At 72.8% G+C, this 20,887-nt stretch carries 17 protein-coding genes and 1 pseudogene; 11 read left to right on the plus strand and 7 right to left on the minus strand.

Translation table 11 applies throughout. The features are described from left to right. Window positions 1-4: 4 nt before the first annotated feature. The 6 genes and pseudogenes from IE172_RS13890 to IE172_RS13910 all read right to left on the minus strand — a co-directional run bounded on the left by IE172_RS13890 (window position 5) and on the right by IE172_RS13910 (window position 6,343). Complete coding sequence (locus tag IE172_RS13890; RefSeq protein ID WP_190097513.1) at window positions 5-1,195, minus strand: MFS transporter; 1,191 nt, start codon at window positions 1,193-1,195, stop codon at window positions 5-7. 6 nt (window positions 1,196-1,201) lie between these two features. Beyond that, a complete protein-coding gene (locus IE172_RS34480; protein ID WP_229886052.1) occupies window positions 1,202-1,660 on the minus strand; it encodes a GNAT family N-acetyltransferase in 459 nt (152 codons plus the stop codon). Window positions 1,661-1,735: 75 nt separating this feature from the next. Continuing rightward, window positions 1,736-2,938: pseudogene (locus IE172_RS13895) on the minus strand (type III PLP-dependent enzyme); the annotation flags it as partial. Further along, the gene (locus tag IE172_RS13900; protein WP_190097514.1) at window positions 2,896-4,212 is read right to left on the minus strand and encodes a DUF6271 family protein; all 1,317 of its coding nucleotides are present in this window, start codon (window positions 4,210-4,212) and stop codon (window positions 2,896-2,898) included. The pseudogene IE172_RS13895 and the gene IE172_RS13900, both read right to left, overlap by 43 nt. Then, entirely contained in the window at window positions 4,209-5,234 is a 1,026-nt protein-coding gene (locus tag IE172_RS13905) for a phytanoyl-CoA dioxygenase family protein (RefSeq protein WP_190097515.1), read from the minus strand. Before IE172_RS13905 ends, IE172_RS13900 begins: the two co-directional genes overlap by 4 nt. Window positions 5,235-5,578: 344 nt before the next feature. Continuing rightward, the gene (locus IE172_RS13910; protein WP_190097516.1) at window positions 5,579-6,343 is read right to left on the minus strand and encodes a GntR family transcriptional regulator; all 765 of its coding nucleotides are present in this window, start codon (window positions 6,341-6,343) and stop codon (window positions 5,579-5,581) included. Window positions 6,344-6,715: 372 nt separating this feature from the next. On the opposite strand from IE172_RS13910, the gene IE172_RS13915 reads away from it, so the two are divergent. The 4 genes from IE172_RS13915 to IE172_RS13930 all read left to right on the plus strand — a co-directional run bounded on the left by IE172_RS13915 (window position 6,716) and on the right by IE172_RS13930 (window position 11,398). Beyond that, window positions 6,716-7,993, plus strand: coding sequence for an extracellular solute-binding protein (locus IE172_RS13915; RefSeq protein ID WP_190097517.1), 1,278 nt, complete (start codon window positions 6,716-6,718; stop codon window positions 7,991-7,993). Window positions 7,994-8,081: 88 nt separating this feature from the next. Then, window positions 8,082-9,068: a carbohydrate ABC transporter permease gene (locus IE172_RS13920; protein WP_190097518.1), complete on the plus strand. Its 987-nt coding sequence runs from the start codon at window positions 8,082-8,084 to the stop codon at window positions 9,066-9,068. After that, window positions 9,065-9,898, plus strand: coding sequence for a carbohydrate ABC transporter permease (locus IE172_RS13925; protein WP_190097519.1), 834 nt, complete (start codon window positions 9,065-9,067; stop codon window positions 9,896-9,898). The genes IE172_RS13920 and IE172_RS13925 overlap by 4 nt, the downstream gene beginning before the upstream one ends. 9 nt (window positions 9,899-9,907) lie before the next feature. Further along, a complete protein-coding gene (locus IE172_RS13930; protein ID WP_190097520.1) occupies window positions 9,908-11,398 on the plus strand; it encodes a glycoside hydrolase family 3 protein in 1,491 nt (496 codons plus the stop codon). Between the two features lie 11 nt (window positions 11,399-11,409). On the opposite strand, the gene IE172_RS13935 is transcribed toward IE172_RS13930, so the two are convergent. After that, window positions 11,410-12,000, minus strand: a complete 591-nt coding sequence (locus IE172_RS13935) for a YdeI/OmpD-associated family protein (RefSeq protein ID WP_190097521.1) — start codon at window positions 11,998-12,000, stop codon at window positions 11,410-11,412. 183 nt (window positions 12,001-12,183) lie between these two features. On the opposite strand from IE172_RS13935, the gene IE172_RS13940 reads away from it, so the two are divergent. The 7 genes from IE172_RS13940 (at window position 12,184) to IE172_RS13970 (ending at window position 20,757) form a co-directional block, all read left to right on the plus strand. Continuing rightward, the gene (locus IE172_RS13940; protein ID WP_190097522.1) at window positions 12,184-12,579 is read left to right on the plus strand and encodes a cell division protein SepF; all 396 of its coding nucleotides are present in this window, start codon (window positions 12,184-12,186) and stop codon (window positions 12,577-12,579) included. Between the two features lie 200 nt (window positions 12,580-12,779). After that, window positions 12,780-14,135 (plus strand): AAA family ATPase, encoded by a 1,356-nt coding sequence (locus IE172_RS13945; RefSeq protein ID WP_229886023.1) that lies wholly within the window; start codon window positions 12,780-12,782, stop codon window positions 14,133-14,135. Beyond that, window positions 14,128-14,493, plus strand: a complete 366-nt coding sequence (locus IE172_RS13950) for a nucleotide pyrophosphohydrolase (protein WP_190097523.1) — start codon at window positions 14,128-14,130, stop codon at window positions 14,491-14,493. The genes IE172_RS13945 and IE172_RS13950 overlap by 8 nt, the downstream gene beginning before the upstream one ends. A gap of 181 nt (window positions 14,494-14,674) precedes the next feature. After that, window positions 14,675-15,145: a DUF6099 family protein gene (locus IE172_RS13955; protein WP_190097524.1), complete on the plus strand. Its 471-nt coding sequence runs from the start codon at window positions 14,675-14,677 to the stop codon at window positions 15,143-15,145. 475 nt (window positions 15,146-15,620) lie between these two features. Further along, entirely contained in the window at window positions 15,621-16,544 is a 924-nt protein-coding gene (locus IE172_RS13960; RefSeq protein WP_190097525.1) for an LLM class F420-dependent oxidoreductase, read from the plus strand. A gap of 164 nt (window positions 16,545-16,708) precedes the next feature. Beyond that, entirely contained in the window at window positions 16,709-18,172 is a 1,464-nt protein-coding gene (locus IE172_RS13965) for a 3' terminal RNA ribose 2'-O-methyltransferase Hen1 (RefSeq protein WP_190097526.1), read from the plus strand. Next, window positions 18,169-20,757 carry a polynucleotide kinase-phosphatase gene (locus IE172_RS13970; protein WP_190097527.1) on the plus strand — a complete coding sequence of 863 codons (2,589 nt, stop codon included), beginning with the start codon at window positions 18,169-18,171 and terminating at the stop codon, window positions 20,755-20,757. The genes IE172_RS13965 and IE172_RS13970 overlap by 4 nt, the downstream gene beginning before the upstream one ends. Window positions 20,758-20,887 lie beyond the last annotated feature (130 nt).

Below are 20,887 nucleotides of genomic sequence, written 5' to 3' on the forward strand. Positions count from 1 at the left end.
GTGTTCAGCGCGCCACGGGCGCCCCCTCCCGCTCCATGCGTCCCACCCGCCACGAGCACACGGCCACCAGGACCGCGCAGGCCGCGACCACCGCCATGCCGACGGTCAGGTCGGTGCGGCCGGCGACGAAGCCGATGAGCGCCGGGCCCGCGAGGAGGCCGGTGGTGCCCATGGCGGCGACCAGGGCCAGGGCGCCCGGCCCCTCCGCCGCGGCGGCGACGTAGAGGCAGGGGGTCACCGCCGCCATGCCCAGGCCCACGCAGGCGAAGCCGACGAGAGCCGGCCAGGTGCCGCCGGACAGCAGGGCGAGCGCGAGACCCGTGCCGGCCAGCACGCTGCCCGCCCGCACCAGCGTCGCGTCGCCCCACCGGCTGCGCCGGCCGTCGCCCAGCAGCCGGGCCACCACCATCGTCACCGAGAAGAAGGCGATGCCCAGCGGCGCCAGCCGCCCCGACGCGCCCGTCTCCTCGGTGAGGTAGAGGGCCGACCAGTCGTTCATGGCGCCCTCGGTGACCGTGCCGAACACCATGGCGCACCCCAGCCAGAGCGCGGTGCGCGAGGCCCCGGCCAGGCGTCCGAGTCCCTTCCCGCGCCCGCCCGCCTGCCGCTCCCGGGAGGGTGGAGCCGGGTCCTCGGCGAGGACCCGGGGCCTGGACGCGGCCAGCAGCAGCACCAGCAGCAGCGCCGCCACCGCGAAGTGCGCGGTCACCGAGTGGGTGACGGTGTTCGTCGCGGAGGCCAGCAGCGCGCCCCCGAACGCCCCGCCGCTGAACATCGCGTGCAACTGGGCCATCGCGGCCCGTCCGTAGTGCTTCTCCAGGGCGGCGCCCCGCGCGTTCATGGCGACGTTCAGACAGCCGACCGCGACACCGTCGACGAAGACGACCGCCAGGGCGAGCGGGTAGCTGCCGGCCGCGGCCAGCGCGGGCAGCACCGCCACCAGCACCAGGGCGGACCACACCGCCAGCCCGCGCGAGCCGAGCAGCCGCATCAGCGGCGCCACCAGCGGGAAGGACACCGCCGCCCCGACCCCGCAGATCATCAGCAGCAGCCCCAGCTGCGTCTCGCCCAGCCCGAAACGGGACTTGAGCGCGGGCAGCCGGGAGACCCAGGTGGCGTACTGGAAGCCGAGGAAGCAGAACAGTGCGGCCGTCGCCATCTGGTCACGGCGGAAGTCGCCGGGATGAGGCAGCATGAGTGGTCAGGACCCCTCTTCGGGACCGCCGGAGCGGTCGTCGCGGACCGGGCGGGACAGGTAGACGGCACCCTCGCCGTAATCCCCGGGGAGCCCGGCCCCCGGGTCGGGCCGGTAGCCGTGTCCGGCCCAGAAGCGCTCCGTCCCGCCGACGGCGATCAGCGAGATCCGCTCGTACGACAGCCGCCGGGCGGAGTCGGTGAGACGCCGCAGCAGAGCGCTGCCCAGCCCCCGGCCGCGGAGGTCGCCGGCGACCACGAGGTCGTGCAGATGCAGATTGCGCGAGTCGTACGTCCCCTCCTCCGGCCGGCGGAGGTCCGGGTAGCGGTACCGCGGGTACGGCAGGGCGAGCGCGTAGCCCGCGACACGGCTCCCGGCCTCCAGGACGAAGCACGTCGCCGGGGACGCCCGGCCCCGCGAGCGCAGCGCGTCGATCCCCTCGGACAGGGACACCGGCTCGTACACCGCCGCCTCCAGGGCGGCGATCCGCTCCCAGTCCTCCTCGCGGACGGTGCGGACGCGTACCTCCGGGGCGTCCCCGCGGACGCAGACGCGGGGGAGCGGACCGAAGCCGTTGAACTCCTCAGTCATGTAACTGGCGGCGTACGCGCCGGCGGACAGCACCCAGACCGGGTCGCCGGACGCCACCGACCTCGGCACCCGCACCCGCCGGTGCCCGGAGGCGTAGGCGTCGTCGCTGTCGCAGGTGGGTCCCGCGACGACGGCCGGCACCAGGTCGGCGTCCCCCGCCTGGGGATGGGACGGGAAGACGAGCGGATACCGCACCCCGTCCATCTCGTACAGGCCGTTGAACTTGCCGCAGCTCAGATACAGCCAGTGCTCGCGCTCCCCGTCCGGCCCGCGCCGGGACGTCAGCCGGGAGACCCGGGCCCTGACGGCGCCGTGGTCGGCGACCAGATGGCGGCCCGGCTCCACGACGAAGTCCAGGCGCCGGGGGGACCGCTCCGCCAGCCGTTCCATGCCCTCGCGCAGCACCGCGAAGATCTTGTCCAGCGGCGGGTCCAGCCGGTCGCCCCGCCGGTCGGCGTAGCCGAGCGCGGGCAGGCCCCCGCCCAGGTTGACGTGGTCCGGCACGATCCCGCGGCCGTGCAGCGCCCCGAGCACCCCGGCGAGGTCGTCGAAGGCCCGCCGCCACGCCCCGGCGGTCATCTGCTGCGAACCGACGTGCACCGACAGCCCGGCGGGGACCAGACCCGCGTCCCGGGCGGTCTCCAGCACCCGCACGGCGTCGTCCGCCGAGCACCCGAACTTCCGGCTCAGCCCCCACACCGCGCCCTCGCCCGTGGTGGCCAGCCTGCAGAACACCCGTGCACCCGGCGCGTGCCGGGCGAGCGCGGTCACGTCCTCGGTACTGTCCGTGGCGAAGTCCCGTATGCCCAGGCCGAACGCCCGGGCGATGTCGCGGTCGGACTTCACCGTGTTGCCGTAGTGCACGCGGCGCGCGGGGACGCCGGTCGCCAGCGCCCGGACGATCTCCCGGGGGCTCGCCGCGTCGAAGCCGGCGCCCCGGTCCGCCAGGTGGGCCAGGACCTCCTGGACCGGACACGCCTTCATGGCGAACCGTACGTCGACGCCGGGCAACTCGGCGGTCAGCGCGTCGTACTGGGCGGCGATCCCGTCCAGGTCGTAGATCAGCGCGTCCTCGGCGGCGGCCGCGAGCGCGGTGCGCAGGGCCCCGTTCACCGGAGCGCGCCCCGGCTCGCGTACACGAGGGCCTCCCAGGCGCCGATGAGCAGCACGAAGTCCTCGGTGTCCCGCGCCGCCTCGTCCAGCAGCCGCTGCCGGTCCGCCGTCATCCCGCGCGCGAACTCGGCGTACTTCCCGCCCAGTCGCCCGTACGCCTCGGCCACGGTGTCCAGCCGCCGCTCGTTCTCCGTGCGGTCCAGCCGCACGCTCTCGGCGAGGAACGCCGCGAAGGGCGCGGGGTCGAGCCGGCCGGTATCGTCCAGCAGCGCGTCACCCGCGTCCGCCATCCGCCGGTAGACGTGATGGAGGTACAGCATCGACAGCAGGAACTTCACGAACCGGGTCTGGTACGCCAGGAACCCGGCGGGGGTGCGGCGCTCCCCGGTGTAGTAGTTCTCGATGTGCCGGTTGTGCAGGACGCCGGGCAGCGCGGCGTCGTACACGGCGTGGATGAGGAAGTAGTCGCTGCCGATGGTGGCGGTGGCGGGCGGCAGCGGCAGCCGCTCGTACACGTCCCGGGTGAACGCGATGTTGGACATGTCGACACGCATCGGGTCGACGACCGTCAGCGTCGAGCGGTCGCCCGCGAAGGGCAGCAGCCCGGCACCCCGGAAGGACTCCGCGGCCAGCTCCCGCCGCTGCTCCGCGGACCAGTGGGCGGGCGCCCACAGGCCGACGACCTCCTCGTAGACCTCCTTGTCGAGCTCCAGGATGCCGCCGATGTCGACGGAGAGCTCCCCGATGAAGGAGGCGCCCACCATCGACACGGGCCGGTGGTCGATCGCGGGGTCGAGGGCCACCTCCGACACCCCGGTGCGGGCGTCGGCGGCCCGCTTGCCGAGGGAGGTCAGCTCGTGGTGCACGGGGTACACGGGCGCGCCCTCGAAGACCTGGTAGGCGCAGTCGGAGTCGCGCCGGTGCACCGACCGGCAGCCCAGCGCCGCCGCGATCAGGAACGCCCGGTTGGTGCAGGCGCCGTAGGAGAGCGCGTCCGGGAGCATGAGACCGAGGATCCGCTCCGGCTCCGGGAGCGCGGCCCGCTCGACGGCCCCGCGCAGGACGTCCCGTTGGGCGGACTCGTCGAGGTGGCGCACGAGGACGTGCGGCACCTCGGGCAGCGCGGCGACCGTCCGGGCGTGGGCCGCCCGGGTCGGCGCGTCGGAGGAGTCGAGGACCAGCAGCACCACCTCGACGTCGAAGTTCCCCGCGGCGTACGCGGCTTCGGCGCCGACGGCCGTGATGGTCGCGGAGCACTCCCGGTCGGTGGGGAGCGCCAGGCATATCCGGTGCACGTCGTCCCCCCGCTTCATCGGGTCCGCCCGTGCCAGGCGTCGAGGCCCAGCAGTCTGCGTCCGAGGCCGTCGAGTTCGGCGGGCCCGTAGCGCAGCGACTCGTGCTTCACCGGGTCGCCGAGCAGGGTCGCGTTCCAGTCGGGCGTGCCGAGTGTGCGCCAGGACTCCACCCGCGAGCGGCGCAGTTCCTCGTGCTCCTCGAGGGCCGGCATCATCGACAGGTACTGCACCGCCCGCACCCCGTCGGCCGAGGAGTTCGGGGCCACGCCGTGCGCCAGCATCCCGTTGAAGATCAGCAGGTCGCCCGCCTTCAACCGGGGGCGCACCACCGGGAACTCCGCGGGGTCGGTGCCGGGCCGGATCGGGTCCCGGTCGGCCGGCTGCCCCGTCCGCCACTCGTCGAACCGGCGGAACAGCTCCGGCGAGCACTGGAAACCGCCGTGGTCGTCCTCGGTGTCGGTGAGCGCGATGATGCCCTGCACCCGCTGTGGCGGGATGCTCGCCGTGGTGTCCACGTCCCAGTGCAGCTCGATGTCGAAGCCCTCGTCCGCGGGGTCGATCAAGGCACGCGAACGGTTCCTCACATTCGGCGGGTTGAGGTTGAGGCGGTCCAGGGTGACCCACAACTCCTCGCAGTCCCACACGTCCACGAACGCGTCGTGGACCCGCCGCGACTGCCGGCTGTCCCAGATCAGCTGGTGGTGGTACGCCTCGACGAAGCCGTAGACGAACAGGTCCCTGTCGAGGTCCGAGCGGAAGGCGCGCTCCTCGTACCAGGTGTCGGGGCGCTGCGGATCCAGGCCCTGGAACTCCCAGGCGAAGGCGAGCAGTCGCTTGGCGGCGTCGGGGGAGACGGCCTCCCGGACCACCACGTACCCGTGGCTCTGCCAGGACGCGAACTGCTCCTCGGTGAGCACCCGCAGCGGCAGGTCCTTCCTCAGGTGCCTCAGCTGCGTCCCGGCGAGGTAGGTCTCGCCGTCGGCGCTGAAGTAGGGGCGCTCGGAGGCGGCGCGGTATAAGAAACGGTGGTTCGTCGTCATGCGGTACTCCGGAGTTCGGGCTCGCTCACGGCATGCGGACAACAGGGGGACGGGCGGACGGCCCGGCCGGTGACCTGTCGGCGTCACGCGGGTCCGCCACGCGGTCCGTCACGGCCGGACGGCGGCGTGCGCGGAGACGGCATCGGGGCGCGCCCCCGGGGGAGCGCGCCCCGCGCGCCGGGCACGGCGGACGGAAGGTGACATCGATGTCACGCGGCGTCCGCGACGGGAAGGCGCCGTGAATGGTTCAGACCATTGGATGGTGGACCGGCCCCATGCGCCCTGTCAAGAAACGACTTTCCAACTCCCGTATAAATAAATAAGGTTGAACAGGAATCCGCCGGTCAGGGTGTCGGGCGGGTCAGGGTCGCCGTGAACTTGTAGCGCGAGCCGCGGTACACCGAGCGGACCCACTCCACCGGCTTTCCCGTCTCGTCCCGCGCGTGGCGGGACAGCAGCAGCATCGGCAGCCCCACGTCCGTGCCGAGCAGCCCGGCCTCCCGCGGCGTCGCCGGTGAGGTCTCGATCGTCTCGTCCGCCTCCGCCGGCCGCACCCCGTACACCTCGGCGAGGGTGGTGTACAGCGAGGTGTAACGGGAGAGGTTGCGCCGCAGGTGGGGAAAGCGACGGGCGGACAGATGGGTCGCCTCGATCGCCATCGGCTCCCCGCCGGCCAGCCGCAGCCGCTCGATGCGCAGCACCCTGTCCTCCGGCTCCACCTCCAGCAGGGCCGCCAGTTCCGCGTCGGCGGGGATGTAGCCGATGTCCAGCACCTGCGAGGCCGGACGGAGCCCCTGGGCCCGCATGTCCTCGGTGTACGAGGTGAGCTGGAGCGTCCGGTAGACCTTCGGGCGGGCGACGAACGTGCCCTTGCCCTGGATGCGGTCCAGCCGGCCCTCGCCCACCAGTTCCTGCAGCGCCCTGCGGACCGTGGTGCGGGAGGTGCGGAACTCGACGGCGAGCAGGCGCTCGGCCGGCATCGGGGCGCCCGGCGCGCGCTCGTCGGTCATCTGCAGTAACCGCTGCTTGATGCGGTAGTACTTGGGCACGCGGCCGATACGGTCCGGTGCCCCCGTTCCGGCCCGGGCGCTGATGACGTCGGTGCTCATGACCTGCCTTCCGGCTGCGGTGTCCGGCGCGCGGACGGCAGGGAGCCGGCCGCGGTGCCCGTCGGCGGACGGCCGGGTTCGGCGCCGCACGCTCGGCGGTCCCGTTATAACGGTGAGTTCTCGCTTTGGTCTAGTCCAACCCGCGACCCGTCCCCGTTTGGGTGGAGTTCTACGGACCGCCAGGAGCGGCCGAGCCGTTACCCAGGCGTGAGTTCACGACCCTTGACAGGGCCATAGGTCTAGGCCAAGCTCCCCTTGCTGGTCTAAACCATTTAGAGGAAGCCGGGTCCCAGCCCCCCGAGCCGTTGCGCCGTTGTCAGGGTCACCGCCGAGGGCGTGGGTGTGGAAGGCATTCCTGAGGAGGGGTGGCGCGTGAAGCGCAAGCTGATAGCCGCGATCGGGGTCGCGGGCATGTTGTTCTCCGTCGCTGCGTGCGGCGGCGACAGCGGCGACGGCGACAAGAAGGCCGGAGCGGACGGGTACGCCGGCGAGACGCTCACCGTGTGGGTGATGGACGGCTCGTCGCCGGACCAGTGGCAGAAGGACCTCACCGCCGAGTTCGAGAAGAAGACCAAGGCGAAGGTCAAGTTCGAGATCCAGCAGTGGAACGGCATCCAGCAGAAGCTGACCACCGCGCTGTCCGAGGAGAACCCGCCGGACGTCTTCGAGATCGGCAACACCCAGACCCCGGCCTACGCCAAGACCGGCGGCCTCGCCGACCTCGCCGACCTCAAGTCCGAGATCGGCGGCGAGTGGACCGAGTCGCTCAACGAGTCGTCCGTCTTCGAGGGCAAGCAGTACGCCGCGCCCTGGTACTTCGCCAACCGCGTCGTCCTCTACAACAAGAAGGTCTGGGCGGACGCCGGTCTCAAGGACACCCCCAAGACCCGCGACGAGTTCTACACCGCGCTCAAGACCATCGGTGACAAGACCGACGCCGAGCCGATCTACCTGCCCGGCCAGAACTGGTACCACTTCGTCGGCCTCGTCATCGGCGAGGGCGGCGAACTGGTCAAGAAGGACGGCGACAAGTACGTCTCCAACCTCGACGACCCGAAGGTCGCCGCAGCCACCGAGACGTACAAGAAGTTCCAGGCCCTGTCCAAGGCCCCCAAGGACAAGGACGAGGCCACCCCGCAGCAGGGCGAGGTCTTCGCCAAGGGCAACGTCGGCGCGTTCATCGGCATGGGCTGGGAAGCCGGCATCGCGATCAAGGCCAACCCGAAGATCGAGCAGGACATCGGCTACTTCACCATCCCCGGTGCCGCGGCCGACAAGCCCGAGGGTGTCTTCCTCGGCGGCTCCAACCTCGCCGTCGCCGCCGGCAGCAAGAAGCAGGAACTCGCCAAGGAGTTCCTGAAGATCGCCCTCTCCGACCGGTTCGAGGGCCAGCTGGCCAAGCTCAACGGCGTCATCCCCAACAAGGAGTCGCTGCAGAGCAACCTGCAGGGCAACGCCCCCGCCGAGGCCGCCGCACCGGCCGCCGCCGTCGGCGGCACCACGCCGCTGATCCCCGAGTGGGCCGCGGTCGAGAACGCGCCCAACCCGATCAAGACGTACCTGACCGCCGTCCTGAACGGCAAGTCCCCGGCCGAAGCCGCCAAGCAGGTCGAGGGCGAGTTCAACAAGCGCCTGGCGCAGCAGCAGTAGTAGCGCACGCGCTCCGACCGGGGCGGGGGCCGACCGACGCGACGGCCCCCGCCCCGTGTTGAGCACGCCGAGAAGAAAGATCGCGAGCATGACCGTGCAGACCGAACGGCCGCACTCCGGCCCTGCGGACGTCCGCAAGGGGGACGACACCGGACCCGGCGGGCCGAAACCGAGAGCCGCGTCGCGCGCCGGCGCGCTCGCCCCGTACCTCCTGCTGCTGCCCGCCTGCGCGGCCACCGTGCTGCTGCTCGGCTGGCCGCTGCTGAAGGACCTGCTGCTGTCGTTCCAGAACCTCAACATGGCGCAGCTGATCCAGCACGTCACCGAGTGGAACGGCTTCGACAACTACAAGGAGGTCCTCACCGGCGAGGACTTCTGGCGGGTCACCCTCCGCTCCATCCTGTTCACGGCGGTCAACGTCGTCCTGACCATGGTCCTGGGCGCCCTGACCGGTCTGCTGCTCGCCCGCCTCGGCAAGCGGATGCGGCTCACTCTGCTGATCGGCCTGGTGCTGGCCTGGGCCATGCCCGTGGTGGCCGCCACCACCGTCTACCAGTGGCTGTTCGCGCAGCGCTTCGGCGTGGTCAACTGGGTCCTGGACAAGCTCGGCTGGCACTCCATGGCCGACTACAGCTGGACCAGCAGCCAGATGTCGACGTTCTTCGTCGTCACCCTGCTGATCGTGTGGATGTCCGTCCCCTTCGTCGCGATCAACCTCTACGCGGCGACCACCACCATCCCCGGCGAACTGTACGAGGCGGCCGCCCTCGACGGCGCCGGCGCCTGGCGCAGCTTCACCACGGTCACCCTGCCGTTCCTGCGGCCGTTCCTGTACGCCACGACGTTCCTGGAGATCATCTGGATCTTCAAGGCGTTCGTCCAGGTCTTCACCTTCAACGGCGGCGGGCCCGACCGGCTCACCGAGATCCTGCCCGTCTACGCCTACGTCGAGGGCGTCGGCAACCAGCACTACGGCATGGGCGCGGCGATCGCCGTACTGACCATCCTGATCATGCTCGGCCTGACCGCCTACTACCTCAGGATCGTGCTCAAGCAAGAGGAGGACGAGCTGTGAAGCGCTCGCTCTTCGGCCGCGTGTGGCCCAACGCCACGGCCGTCGTCGTGTTCATCGCCTGCGTCTTCCCCGTGTACTGGATGTTCGCCACGGCCCTGAAGCCGACCGGCGACATCATCGCGGAGAACCCGGTGTGGTTCCCCACGAACGTCACGTTCGAGCACTTCAGGACCGCGACCGACGCCGACCACTTCTGGACCTACGTCCGCAACTCGCTGACCGTCACCTGCCTGGCCGTGGTGTTCTCGCTGATCATCGCGCTGGCCGGCTCCTTCGCCCTGGCGCGGATGCGGTTCAAGGGGCGGCGCGGCTTCGTCATCGGCTTCATGCTGGCCCAGATGGCGCCCTGGGAGGTCATGGTCATCGCGATCTACATGATCGTGCGGGACGCCTCCATGCTGAACAGCCTGGTGCCGCTCACGGCCTTCTACATGATGATGATCCTGCCCTTCACCCTCCTGACGCTGCGCGGCTTCGTCGCCGCCGTGCCGAAGGAGCTGGAGGAGTCGGCGATGGTCGACGGCTGCACCCGCGGCCAGGCGTTCCGCCGGGTCATCCTGCCGCTGCTCGCGCCGGGCCTGATGTCCACGTCCATGTTCGGCTTCATCACCGCGTGGAACGAGTTCCCCCTCGTCCTGGTGCTCAGCAAGGAATCCGGCGGTGCGCAGACCCTGCCGCTGTGGCTGTCCAGCTTCCAGACCCAGTTCGGCAACGACTGGGGCGCGACCATGGCCGCCTCCTCCCTGTTCGCCATCCCGATCCTGATCCTCTTCGTCTTCCTGCAGCGCAGGGCCGTCAGCGGCCTCACCGCGGGCGCAGTGAAGGGATAACGCCACCCGATGACGACATTCACCACCGGCACCGACACCCTCACCCGGGACGCGCTCGCCGTACTGCAGCCGGGCTTCGCCGGCACCACCGCGCCCGACTGGGTGCGCCGCCGGCTGGGCGAGGGCCTCGCCTCCGTCGCCCTCTTCGGCCGCAACGTCGCCACCGCCGAGCAGGTCACCGCCCTCACCGCGCAACTGCGGGCCGAACGGGACGACCTGCTGGTGGCCATCGACGAGGAGAGCGGCGACGTCACCCGACTGGAGGTGCGCACCGGTTCCTCCTTCCCCGGCAACCACGCACTCGGCGCGGTCGACGACACCGGCCTGACCCGGGACGTCGCCCGCGAACTGGGCCGCCGGCTCGCCGAGTGCGGGGTCAACTTCAACTGGGCGCCCTCCGCGGACGTCAACGCCGACCCCGACAACCCGGTGATCGGCGTGCGCTCCTTCGGCCGGGACACCGCCCTGGTCGCCCGGCACACCGCCGCGTACGTGGAGGGTCTGCAGTCCACCGGCGTCGCCGCCTGCACCAAGCACTTCCCCGGTCACGGCGACACCAGCGTCGACTCCCACCACGCGCTCCCGCAGATCGACCTCGACACCACCACGCTGCACGAGCGGGAACTCCAGCCGTTCCGCGCCGCGATCGCGGCCGGCACCCGGGCCGTCATGAGCGCCCACATCCGGGTGCCGGTGCTCGACGCCGACCGCCCGGCCACGCTCTCCCGGCGCATCCTCACCGACCTGCTGCGCGGCGAACTCGGCTACCAGGGCCTGATCGTCACCGACGGCATGGAGATGCGTGCCATCTCCGGCACCTACGGCCTCGAACACGGGGTCGTCCTCGCCATCGCCGCCGGCGCCGACGCGATCTGCGTGGGCGGCGGGCTGTGCGACGAGGACACCGTGCGCAACCTGCAGAACGCGCTGGTGGGCGCCGTACGCTCCGGTGAACTCCCGGAGGAGCGGCTCGCCGACGCGGCCGCCCGGGTGCGCGCGCTGGCCGAGTGGACCGCCGGCGTACGGCGTTCCCCGGCGGCGACCGCCGACCCCCGGCCGGAGATCGGCCTCACCGCGGCCCGCCGCGCGGTGACCGTCACCCGCGCCGCGGGCTCCGCTCCGGTCACCGGGCCGGTGTACGTGGCCACCTTCAGCCCGGCGCCGAACATCGCCGTGGGCGACGAGACCCCGTGGGGCGTCGGCGCGGAGCTGGAACGGCTGCTGCCCGGCACCACCACCGGCCACTTCACCGGCCCCGGCGCCGGTGAGGCGGCGCTGAGGGCGGCGGCGGGCCTGCGCGTCGTCGCCGTGGTCCGCGACGAGCACCGGCACCCGTGGATGCGTACGGCCGTCGACACACTGCTCGCCGCCGACCCGCGCACCGTGGTGGTCGAGATGGGAGTACCGCAGTCCGCCCCGCGCGGTGCCCCGCACATCGCCACCCACGGCGCGGCCCGCGTCTGCGGCGTCGCGGCGGCCGAGGCGGTCGTCGCGGGCTGACCGCCGCGACGTCAGGGGTGGAGCTTCTTCCCCTCGGCGAGCATGGCGACGAACTTCTCGATCCGGGCCGCGCGGGTCGCCGGCCGCTTCGCCTCCTCGATCCGGTGGAGGATCGCGTACCGGTTGCGGCTGTCGAGGGTGCCGAAGAAGTCGGCGGCGCCCGGCACCGCGTCCAGCGCGGCCCGCAGATCGTCCGGCACCGTCGCCCTGCTCTGGCTCGCGTACGCGGCCTCCCAGCGGCCGTCCGCCCGCGCCCTCTCCACCTCGCGCAGGCCGGGCGGCCGCATCCGTCCCCGGGCGATCAGGTCGAGGGCCTTCTCCCGGTTGACCGCCGACCACCTGCTGCGCGGGCGGCGCGGGGTGAAGCGCTGGATCCAGTGGGTGTCGTCCAGCCCTTTCTTGTGCCCGTCGATCCAGCCGTAGCACAGCGCGGACTCCAGCGCGGTCGCGTAGTCGACCCCGGGGATCCCGGAGCCCTTCCGCGGGATCTTCACCCACACCCCGCCGGTGTCCTCGTGGTGCTCCTCCAGCCACGCCTCCCAGTCCTCCCGCGTCCCGAAGGCGCGCACCGGCCCCACCACACCCTCCACGTCACCAGCCATGTGTTCATGCAACAGGTCCGGGACGAACGGGTCAACGCGGGTGCGCCGTAGGGCAGTCGGCTCACCTCCGCCGGCGGCGGGAGCGGGCGCGGTGCGATGGCGGAGCGTGTCGTATTCGGCCGATCGGGTGACCATGAGTAAGAATTGCCCGATGCAGAAAGCCAGCGCGACAGGGGATGGAGCATGCCGGTGAGCAGCCACGACGTCACCGACGAGCAGTGGGAGGGGCTCGCCCAGGTCGTTCCGCTGCGGGGCCGCGACGCGTGGCCGTCCGCGGTGGGTCACCGCGCGCTGCCCGAGGCCCAGACCGAGGCGCGGCGCCGCTTCGTGGTCCTGCGCGTGAACGTGTTCGCGGACGCCCGCGACGTCGCCGAGACCCTGATGTCCGGCATACCCGTCCTGCTCGACCTGACCAGCGCGGAGCCCGACGTCGCCAAACGCGTCCTGGACTTCAGCACGGGTGTCGTCTTCGGCCTGGCCAGCGGAATGCACCGCGTCGACCGCAACGTCTTCCTGCTCACCCCGTCCGGCACGGAAGTCACGGGCCTGATGCAGGGAATGGGCCTCCCGGACAGCTGACCGTCCGCGGACCCCGGGTACGCGGCGCCCCGGGCGCCCGGCCACGCGGGCGGGTGCCGCGACCCCCGGGGGCGCGCACGGTGCCGGGGGCGCGCACGGTGGCGGGGGCGCGAGCGGTCACGGGGCCCGCGCCGCCCGATCGTAGGAAGGTCCACCCAGCGGAACGGTTCGCCCGCGGCCCATCCCCTGGCGTCCCCCACATGACCCCGCCGCCCCTGTCCCTCCCGGGCACCCCCTCGTCACCCGCGCCGCCCGCCCGGACCACGGACCGTCCCCCCGCCTTCCCGGCCCCGGCCCGGGCCCACGGCGGGCCGGACGTGCCGTCGGACGCGGAGCGCGCGCCGGGCGCGTGCCCGCTTCCGGCTCCGGCCCCGGGTCCGGTTTCCGTCGCCGTTCAGGGGAGCGCCCGCCCGCCCGGGCCGCCGCGGGTCACCGAGCTGCTGCTGTCCGCGTTCGCGGTGCACCGCGGCGTCACGCTTCCCCTCGGACCGCTCACCCTGATCGCCGGCCCCAGCGGCAGCGGCAGGACCAGCGCGCTGCGGGCGTACGAGGCGCTCGCCCGGCTCGGCGCCGGGGCCGAACTGCACGAGGTGTTCCCGCGGCCCGGCGCCTGCGTGCCGGAGCGGGCCCGCCCCGACGCACAGCAGCGCCGCGGTTTCCGCATCGGCTGCACGGCCGACGGCCCCGAGGGCCCCGTCCGGCCGGAGGTCGCCGTACAGGCCGAACCCGAGCTGCGCGTCGTGGGGGAGCGGCTGACGGCCGGCGGGCAGGTCCTGCTGCGGACCGCGCTCAGCGACCCGCGCCGCCGCGCCGTGCAGGCCGCCTGGCACACGGCCGGGAGCGCGCCCGTGACCCGCGCCCCGCTGCCGGACGACCGGCTCGGCACCGCACTGCTGCCGCTGCGCGTCGCCGGCAAGACCCCCGGGCAGCGCACGGTCCTCGCCGCCGCCGAACAGATGGTGGTGGCGCTGCGCTCCGTCTTCCCCTGCGACCCCCGCCCCGACCGGACGCGCGGGCCCGTACCGGCCGGTCCGGGCCCGCTGCCGGGCGGCTGCGACAACTTCGCCGACGTCCTGGCGGGCACCCGTGCCGGGCAGGGACGCGGGCACGCCCTCCTCGTGGACGCGGTGCGCGCCCGCCGCACCGGACCGGTCGCCGACCTGCTCACCGAACCGGTCGCCGACCTGCTCACCGAACCGTACGATCCCGGCCGCCTGGTCCGCGCCCTGCTCGACCGGGCCGACGGCGGCCGCACCGAGCTGCGCGGGCTCGCCGACGGCGACCTGAGGTACACCGCCCTCGCGCTGGCGCTGCTCACCGGACCCGGGGTCCTGGAGACCGACGTGCCCGGCGAGTTGCCCGACGCGCTGCGCACCCTCACGGTGCTCGCCGACGGTCTGGACCGCTCCCTCGACCCCCGCCGGCGCACGGAACTGCTCGGCCTGGCGGCGCGCGAGTGCGCGCGCGGACACGTCCGTCCGACCGGCACGGTGACCGACGCCTCCTGGGCCGCCGGAGCGGCCGGGGTGACAGTGGTACACCTGGACCGTGACTGATCCGCACGACCACGACACCCCGCGCCCGCCCGGTCTCCCGGAACTCCGGCACCGCCTCGCCGAGTTCGCGGCCGCCCGCGACTGGCAGCCGTACCACACCCCGAAGAACCTCGTCGCCGCGCTCAGCGTGGAGGCCTCCGAACTCCTGGAGATCTTCCAGTGGCTGACGCCCGAGGAGTCCGCCCGCGTCATGGACGACCCGGACACCGCGCACCGCGTCACCGACGAGGTCGCCGACGTCCTCGCCTACCTCCTCCAGTTCTGCGAGGTCCTCGGCGTCGACCTGCTGGCCGCCCTGGCCGCGAAGATCGACCGGAACGAGCTCAGGTTCCCGGTCCCCGAGCCGCCCGGTGAGTAGGGAGCCGCCGACTCCGCTCTCACTCTCCGTGTTCGAAAAACGGGTCGCGATCGAATTGTTGTCCGCAGATTTCGGTCTTCCTCTGGCTTTTTGTCTCACGTCCCCTCACTCTGGGTAGTGAACTGAGGAGTGCAACGGATGCGGACGCGTGGGCAGCGCGTCGGACAGACGGGGGCAGCGCATGGACGCTGTGCGGCTCATCGTGACAAGCAGGAGGGCGCTGGCCGCGAGCGGCGGCGTGCCGGAGATGCTGGCCGAGGTGTGGCAGGCGCAGGCCCTGGCGCAGGCGATGGGCAGCCGGCTCGCGGTCCTCGGCCCACCCGAACTGCGCGGAGAGGCACGGGGGCTGACCGAGCTGGCGGGCCGCGGCTGCGGTGTGCTGGACGCCCCGGAGTTCGCCCCGGGGGAACTGCGCGCGGCCCAGCTGACCGAGCTGGGCGACGCCCGCCAGGCCCTGATGTGCCTCGGCGGACTGCTCGGCGAGGTCGGCATCGCCCTGGTCGCCGTCGCCTGCTCCGTGGACGACGAGGCGATGTACTGGCAGTGCATGGAGGCCATCGACGCGGCGGACGAGTCCCGGGACCGCGTCCTGGAGATGCTCCGCAGGCTGGCGGACCGCGACGAGCTCCCACCGGTGCGGGAGGCCGGCTGAACACCACGCCTCCCGCGACGGACACCGGGACACTCAGGGCCTCAGGGCCTCAGGGCCTTGAGCCCAGAGGTACCCGAGCCTTCCGGCACCCCGGTTACCCGAGCCACCCAGGGCCCACCCTCCGGGCACGCCACCGTGTCAGCCCTTCGTGCTCCCCGGCCCCACGGCCCGGGCATCCCGTCCCGGTGTCTCCGGCACGGGGGCGGTACCTCCGGCACGGCGGCGGTGCCTCCGGCACGACGGCCGCCCCGGCCGGTGGCACGCCGAGGACCGGCATGACGATGCCCCCGCCCGGGTGCCCACGCTCCGGCGCTCCGCCCGGGCCGAAGGCCCCCACCAGGACCGGTCGGAGGCCCGGCCACCCCGCACCGCGCCGCGCCACCGGACGCCGTCCGACGTCACCCGCCGCGTGGCGCGGGGCGCGCCGGAGGGCCGGGCGGAGCCGTCCCCGCGCGGAAACGTGCAGGATGGAGGCATGGATCTGCGCATCTTCACCGAGCCCCAGCAGGGGGCCACCTACGACACCTTGCTCACCGTCGCCAAGGCCACCGAGGACCTCGGCTTCGACGCCTTCTTCCGCTCCGACCACTACCTCAGCATGGGCTCCGGCGACGGCCTGCCCGGCCCCACCGACGCCTGGATCACCCTCGCCGGACTCGCCCGCGAGACCAAGCGCATCCGGCTCGGCACGCTGATGACCGCCGGCACCTTCCGCCTCCCCGGCGTGCTCGCCATCCAGGTCGCCCAGGTCGACCAGATGTCCGGCGGCCGCATCGAACTCGGCCTCGGTGCGGGCTGGTTCGAGGAGGAGCACAAGGCGTACGGCATCCCCTTCCCGAAGGAGAAGTTCGCCCGCCTCGAGGAGCAACTGGAGATCGTCACCGGTTTGTGGGCCACCGAGCCCGGCAAGACCTTCGACCACCACGGCACCTACTACGACCTCACCGAGTCCCCCGCGCTCCCCAAGCCCGCCCAGGCCAAGGTGCCGGTGCTCATCGGCGGCCACGGCGCCACTCGCACCCCCCGTCTCGCGGCCCGTTACGCGGACGAGTTCAACATGCCCTTCGCCTCCGTCGAGGACACCGCCCGCCAGTTCGGCCGGGTCCGCGACGCCGCCCGGGAAGCCGGCCGCGACCCGGGCGACCTCGTCTACTCCAACGCCCTCGTGGTCTGCGTCGGCAAGGACGACCAGGAGGTCGCCCGCCGCGCCGCCGCGATCGGCCGCGAGGTCGACGAACTCAAGGCCAACGGTCTGGCGGGCTCCCCGGCCGAGGTCGTCGACAAGATCGGCCGCTACGCCGAGACCGGCTCCCGCCGCATCTACCTCCAGCTCCTCGACCTGTCCGACCTCGACCACCTGGAACTGATCTCCACCCAGGTGCGGTCCCAGCTCCCGTAGCACCCGCGCCCGGCGAACGGGTCCGCCGCAGGCCGGCGGCGGACCCGCCCACCGGCCTCCCGAAATTCCGTGCGACCTCGCGAGACCTTCCCTGTACGTTGAGCGCACGCGCCGGAGTCCTGGCGCGTCATCCCAGTTCAGAAGGTGTCAGAGGTGTAACCACCGTGTTCCTGACGATCAGTACCACCGGCTCCGCCGAGAGCCCGGCGACCGACCTCGGTTTCCTGCTGCACAAGCACCCCGACAAGGCGCAGGCGTTCTCCACCTCCTACGGCACGGCACACGTCCTCTACCCCGAGGCCGACGCCGAACGCTGCACGGCGGCGCTGCTGCTGGAGGTGGACGCGGTGGCACTGGTCCGGCGCGGCAAGGGCAAGGGCCGCGGCGGCGCACCCGACGCCGCCCTCGCGCAGTACGTCAACGACCGCCCGTACGCCGCGTCCTCGCTGCTCGCCGTCGCGCTGAGCGGCGTCTTCTCCAGCGCCATGCGCGGTGTGTGCGCCGCGCGCCCGCACCTCCCGGGGCAGCCGCGCCCGCTGCGCGTCGAGGTACCGGCGCTGCCCGCGCGCGGCGGCCCCGGACTCGTCGGCCGCCTCTTCGAACCCCTCGGCTGGACGGTCACCGCCGAACCCGTGCCGCTGGACGGCGAGTTCCCGCAGTGGGGCGACTCCCGTTACGTGCGCCTGGTGCTGGAAGCGGACACGCTCACCCTCGCCGAGGCTTTGCGGCACCTCTACGTCCTGCTCCCCGTCCTCGACGACGCCAAGCACTACTGGGTCGCCTCCGACGAGGTCGACAAACTGCTGCGGGCGGGCGAGGGCTGGCTGCCCGGACACCCGGAGCAGCAGCTGATCACCAGCCGCTACCTCTCCCGCCGCTGGTCGCTGACCCGGCAGGCCAGGGAGCGTCTGGAACTGGTCCGGCTGGCCGAGGCCGACGACAGCGACGTCGAGGCCATCGACAACGCCGTCGAGGCGGAGACCGAGCAGGAGGAGCGGCCGACCCCGCTCGCCGTGCAGCGCCGCGAGGCGATCCTCACCGCGCTCCGCGCCTCCGGCGCCGCCCGGGTGCTCGACCTCGGCTGCGGTCAGGGCCAGCTCGTGCAGCAGCTCCTCAAGGACCCGTCGTTCACCGAGATCGTCGGCGTCGACGTGTCGGTGCGGGCCCTCACCATCGCCTCCCGGCGGCTGAAACTGGACCGCATGGGGGAGCGGCAGTCCGCGCGCGTGACCCTCTTCCAGGGCTCCCTCGCCTACACCGACAAGAGGCTCAAGGGCTACGACGCGGCCGTGCTCAGCGAGGTGATCGAACACCTCGACCCGCCCAGGCTGCCCGCCCTGGAGTACGCGGTGTTCGGTGCCGCCCGCCCCGGCACGGTCCTGGTGACCACCCCGAACGTCGAGTACAACGTGCGCTGGGAGAGCCTCCCGGCCGGCCACGTCCGGCACGGCGACCACCGCTTCGAGTGGACCCGCGCCGAGTTCCGCGCCTGGGCGGGGAAGGTCGCCGAACGGCACGGCTACGGCGTGGAGTTCGTACCCGTGGGACCCGACGACCCCGAGGTCGGGCCGCCCACCCAGATGGCCGTGTTCCGGACCGGGACCGCGAAGGAGGAGAAGGCCGCATGACCACCACCGACACCACCGCCGGCACCACCGCGGGCGCTCGCGCCCTGCCCGTCACCGACCTCTCCCTCGTCGTGCTGATCGGGGCCTCCGGCTCCGGCAAGTCCACCTTCGCCCGACGGCACTTCACGCCCACCGAGGTCATCTCCTCCGACTTCTGCCGCGGCCTGGTCGCCGACGACGAGAACGACCAGAGCGCCTCCCGCGACGCCTTCGACGTGCTGCACTACATCGCCGGCAAGCGCCTCGCCGCCGGCCGCCGCACCGTCGTCGACGCCACCAGCGTCCAGCAGGACGCCCGGCGGCAGCTCATCGACCTCGCCAAGCGGCACGACGTACTGCCCATCGCCATCGTCCTCGACGTGCCCGAACAGGTGTGCGCCGAGCGCAACGCGGCCCGCACCGACCGCGCCGACATGCCGCGCCGGGTCATCCAGCGGCACACCCGGGAACTGCGCCGCTCCCTGCGCCACCTGGAGCGCGAGGGCTTCCGCAAGGTGCACGTACTGCGCGGCACCGAGGAGATAGAGCGGGCCACCGTCGTCACCGAGAAGCGGTACAACGACCTCACCCACCTCACCGGGCCCTTCGACATCATCGGTGACGTCCACGGCTGCTCCGCCGAACTGGAGGCGCTGCTCGCCAAGCTGGGGTACGCCGACGGCGTCCACCCCGAGGGCCGCACCGCCGTCTTCGTCGGCGACCTCGTCGACCGCGGCCCGGACAGCCCCGCCGTGCTGCGCCGCGTGATGACCATGGTGAAGTCGGGCAACGCCCTCTGCGTGCCCGGCAACCACGAGAACAAGTTCGGCCGGTACCTGAAGGGCCGGGGTGTGCAGCACACCCACGGACTCGCCGAGACCATCGCCCAGATGGACGAGGAGAGCGACGCGTTCCGCGCCGAGGTACGGCAGTTCATCGACGGCCTCGTCAGCCACTACGTCCTCGACGGAGGCCGGCTCGTGGTCTGCCACGCCGGACTGCCGGAGAAGTACCACGGCCGCACCTCCGGCCGGGTCCGCAGCCACGCCCTGTACGGCGACACCACCGGCGAGACCGACGAGTTCGGCCTCCCGGTGCGCTACCCGTGGGCGGAGGACTACCGCGGCCGGGCCGCCGTCGTCTACGGCCACACCCCGGTCCCCGAGGCCACCTGGCTCAACAACACCATCTGCCTGGACACCGGCGCGGTCTTCGGCGGCAGACTCACCGCGCTGCGCTGGCCGGAGCGCGAACTGGTCGACGTACCGGCCGGGCGGGTCTGGTACGAGCCGTCCCGCCCGCTGCGCACCGAGGCCCCCGGCGGCCACGAGGGACGCCCGCTGGACCTGGCGGACGTGCACGGCCGCCGCGTCGTCGAGACCCGGCACACCGGCAGGGTGTCCGTCCGCGAGGAGAACGCGGCGGCGGCCCTGGAGGTGATGAGCCGCTTCGCGATGGACCCGCGCCTGCTGCCGTACCTCCCGCCGACGATGGCACCCACCGCCACCTCGCACCTCGACGGTTACCTCGAACACCCGGTGGAGGCCTTCGCCCAGTACGAGCGGGACGGCGTCACCCGCGTCGTGTGCGAGGAGAAGCACATGGGCTCGCGCGCGGTCGCCCTGGTCTGCCGCGACGCCGACGTCGCCGCCCGGCGCTTCGGCGTCGCCGGCGGCGGGACCGGCTCCCTCTACACCCGTACCGGCCGGCCCTTCTTCGACGACGCGTCCGTCACGGAGGAGATCCTCGCCCGGCTGCGCACCGCCGTCACCGACGCCGGCCTCTGGGACGAACTCGCCGCATCCGACGGCGCCTCCGGCGCGGGCGACTGGCTCCTGCTGGACGCCGAGCTGATGCCGTGGTCCCTGAAGGCGTCCGGCCTGCTCCGCTCGCAGTACGCCGCGGTCGGTGCCGCCTCCGGCGCGGTCTTCCCGGGCGCCCTGGCCGCCCTGGAGAGCGCGGCGGCCCGCGGCGTCGACGTCGGGGACCTGCTGGACCGCCAGCGCGAACGCGCCCAGGACGCCTCGGCGTTCACCGACGCCTACCGCCGCTACTGCTGGACCACCGACGGCCTGGACGGCGTGCGCCTGGCACCGTTCCAGATCCTCGCCGCCCAGGGCCGCAGCCTGGCCGCCCTGCCCCACGACCGGCAGCTCGCCCTCATCGACCGCATGGTCGAACACGACACCACCGGCCTGCTCCACACCACTCGCCGCCTCTACGTCGACACCACCGACCCCGAATCGGTGCGGGCCGGCGTCGACTGGTGGCTGGAGATGACCGGACGCGGCGGCGAGGGCATGGTCGTCAAGCCGGTCGACGCCCTGGTCCGCGACAGCGCCGGCCGCCTGGTCCAGCCCGGCATCAAGTGCCGCGGCCGCGAGTACCTGCGCATCATCTACGGCCCCGAGTACACCCGACCCGAGAACCTGGCCCGCCTGCGCGGCCGCTTCCTCAACCACAAACGCTCCCTCGCGATCCGCGAGTACGCGCTCGGCCTGGAGTCCCTGGACCGCCTCGCCGAGGGCGAACCCCTGTGGCGCGTCCACGAGCCGGTCTTCGCCGTCCTGGCCCTGGAATCGGAACCGGTCGACCCGCGTTTGTGACACCCCGTCGCACGCGTGCCTACCAGTCCGGCCGGATTTCACCCTTACGGGGGAGTCCGGCCGGGTGCCTTTCCGCCGGTACCACCTGTCCCTGGCTAACCGTCAGTTACCGTGCTAACTTCGCAGGCCG

It is taken from the genome of Streptomyces griseoflavus, from assembly GCF_014649995.1.
Taxonomy (GTDB): Bacteria; Actinomycetota; Actinomycetes; order Streptomycetales; family Streptomycetaceae; genus Streptomyces; species Streptomyces griseoflavus.

Excerpts from the sequence above, each read along its gene's own strand:
- IE172_RS13890 (WP_190097513.1), bottom strand. The coding sequence starts at position 1,195 with ATGCTGCCTCATCCCGGCGACTTCCGCCGTGACCAGATGGCGACGGCC.
- IE172_RS13900 (WP_190097514.1), bottom strand. The coding sequence starts at position 4,212 with ATGAAGCGGGGGGACGACGTGCACCGGATATGCCTGGCGCTCCCCACC.
- IE172_RS13905 (WP_190097515.1), bottom strand. The coding sequence starts at position 5,234 with ATGACGACGAACCACCGTTTCTTATACCGCGCCGCCTCCGAGCGCCCC.
- IE172_RS13910 (WP_190097516.1), bottom strand. The coding sequence starts at position 6,343 with ATGAGCACCGACGTCATCAGCGCCCGGGCCGGAACGGGGGCACCGGAC.
- IE172_RS13920 (WP_190097518.1), top strand. The coding sequence starts at position 8,082 with ATGACCGTGCAGACCGAACGGCCGCACTCCGGCCCTGCGGACGTCCGC.
- IE172_RS13930 (WP_190097520.1), top strand. The coding sequence starts at position 9,908 with ATGACGACATTCACCACCGGCACCGACACCCTCACCCGGGACGCGCTC.
- IE172_RS13935 (WP_190097521.1), bottom strand. The coding sequence starts at position 12,000 with ATGGCTGGTGACGTGGAGGGTGTGGTGGGGCCGGTGCGCGCCTTCGGG.
- IE172_RS13940 (WP_190097522.1), top strand. The coding sequence starts at position 12,184 with ATGCCGGTGAGCAGCCACGACGTCACCGACGAGCAGTGGGAGGGGCTC.
- IE172_RS13945 (WP_229886023.1), top strand. The coding sequence starts at position 12,780 with ATGACCCCGCCGCCCCTGTCCCTCCCGGGCACCCCCTCGTCACCCGCG.
- IE172_RS13955 (WP_190097524.1), top strand. The coding sequence starts at position 14,675 with ATGGACGCTGTGCGGCTCATCGTGACAAGCAGGAGGGCGCTGGCCGCG.
- IE172_RS13960 (WP_190097525.1), top strand. The coding sequence starts at position 15,621 with ATGGATCTGCGCATCTTCACCGAGCCCCAGCAGGGGGCCACCTACGAC.
- IE172_RS13970 (WP_190097527.1), top strand. The coding sequence starts at position 18,169 with ATGACCACCACCGACACCACCGCCGGCACCACCGCGGGCGCTCGCGCC.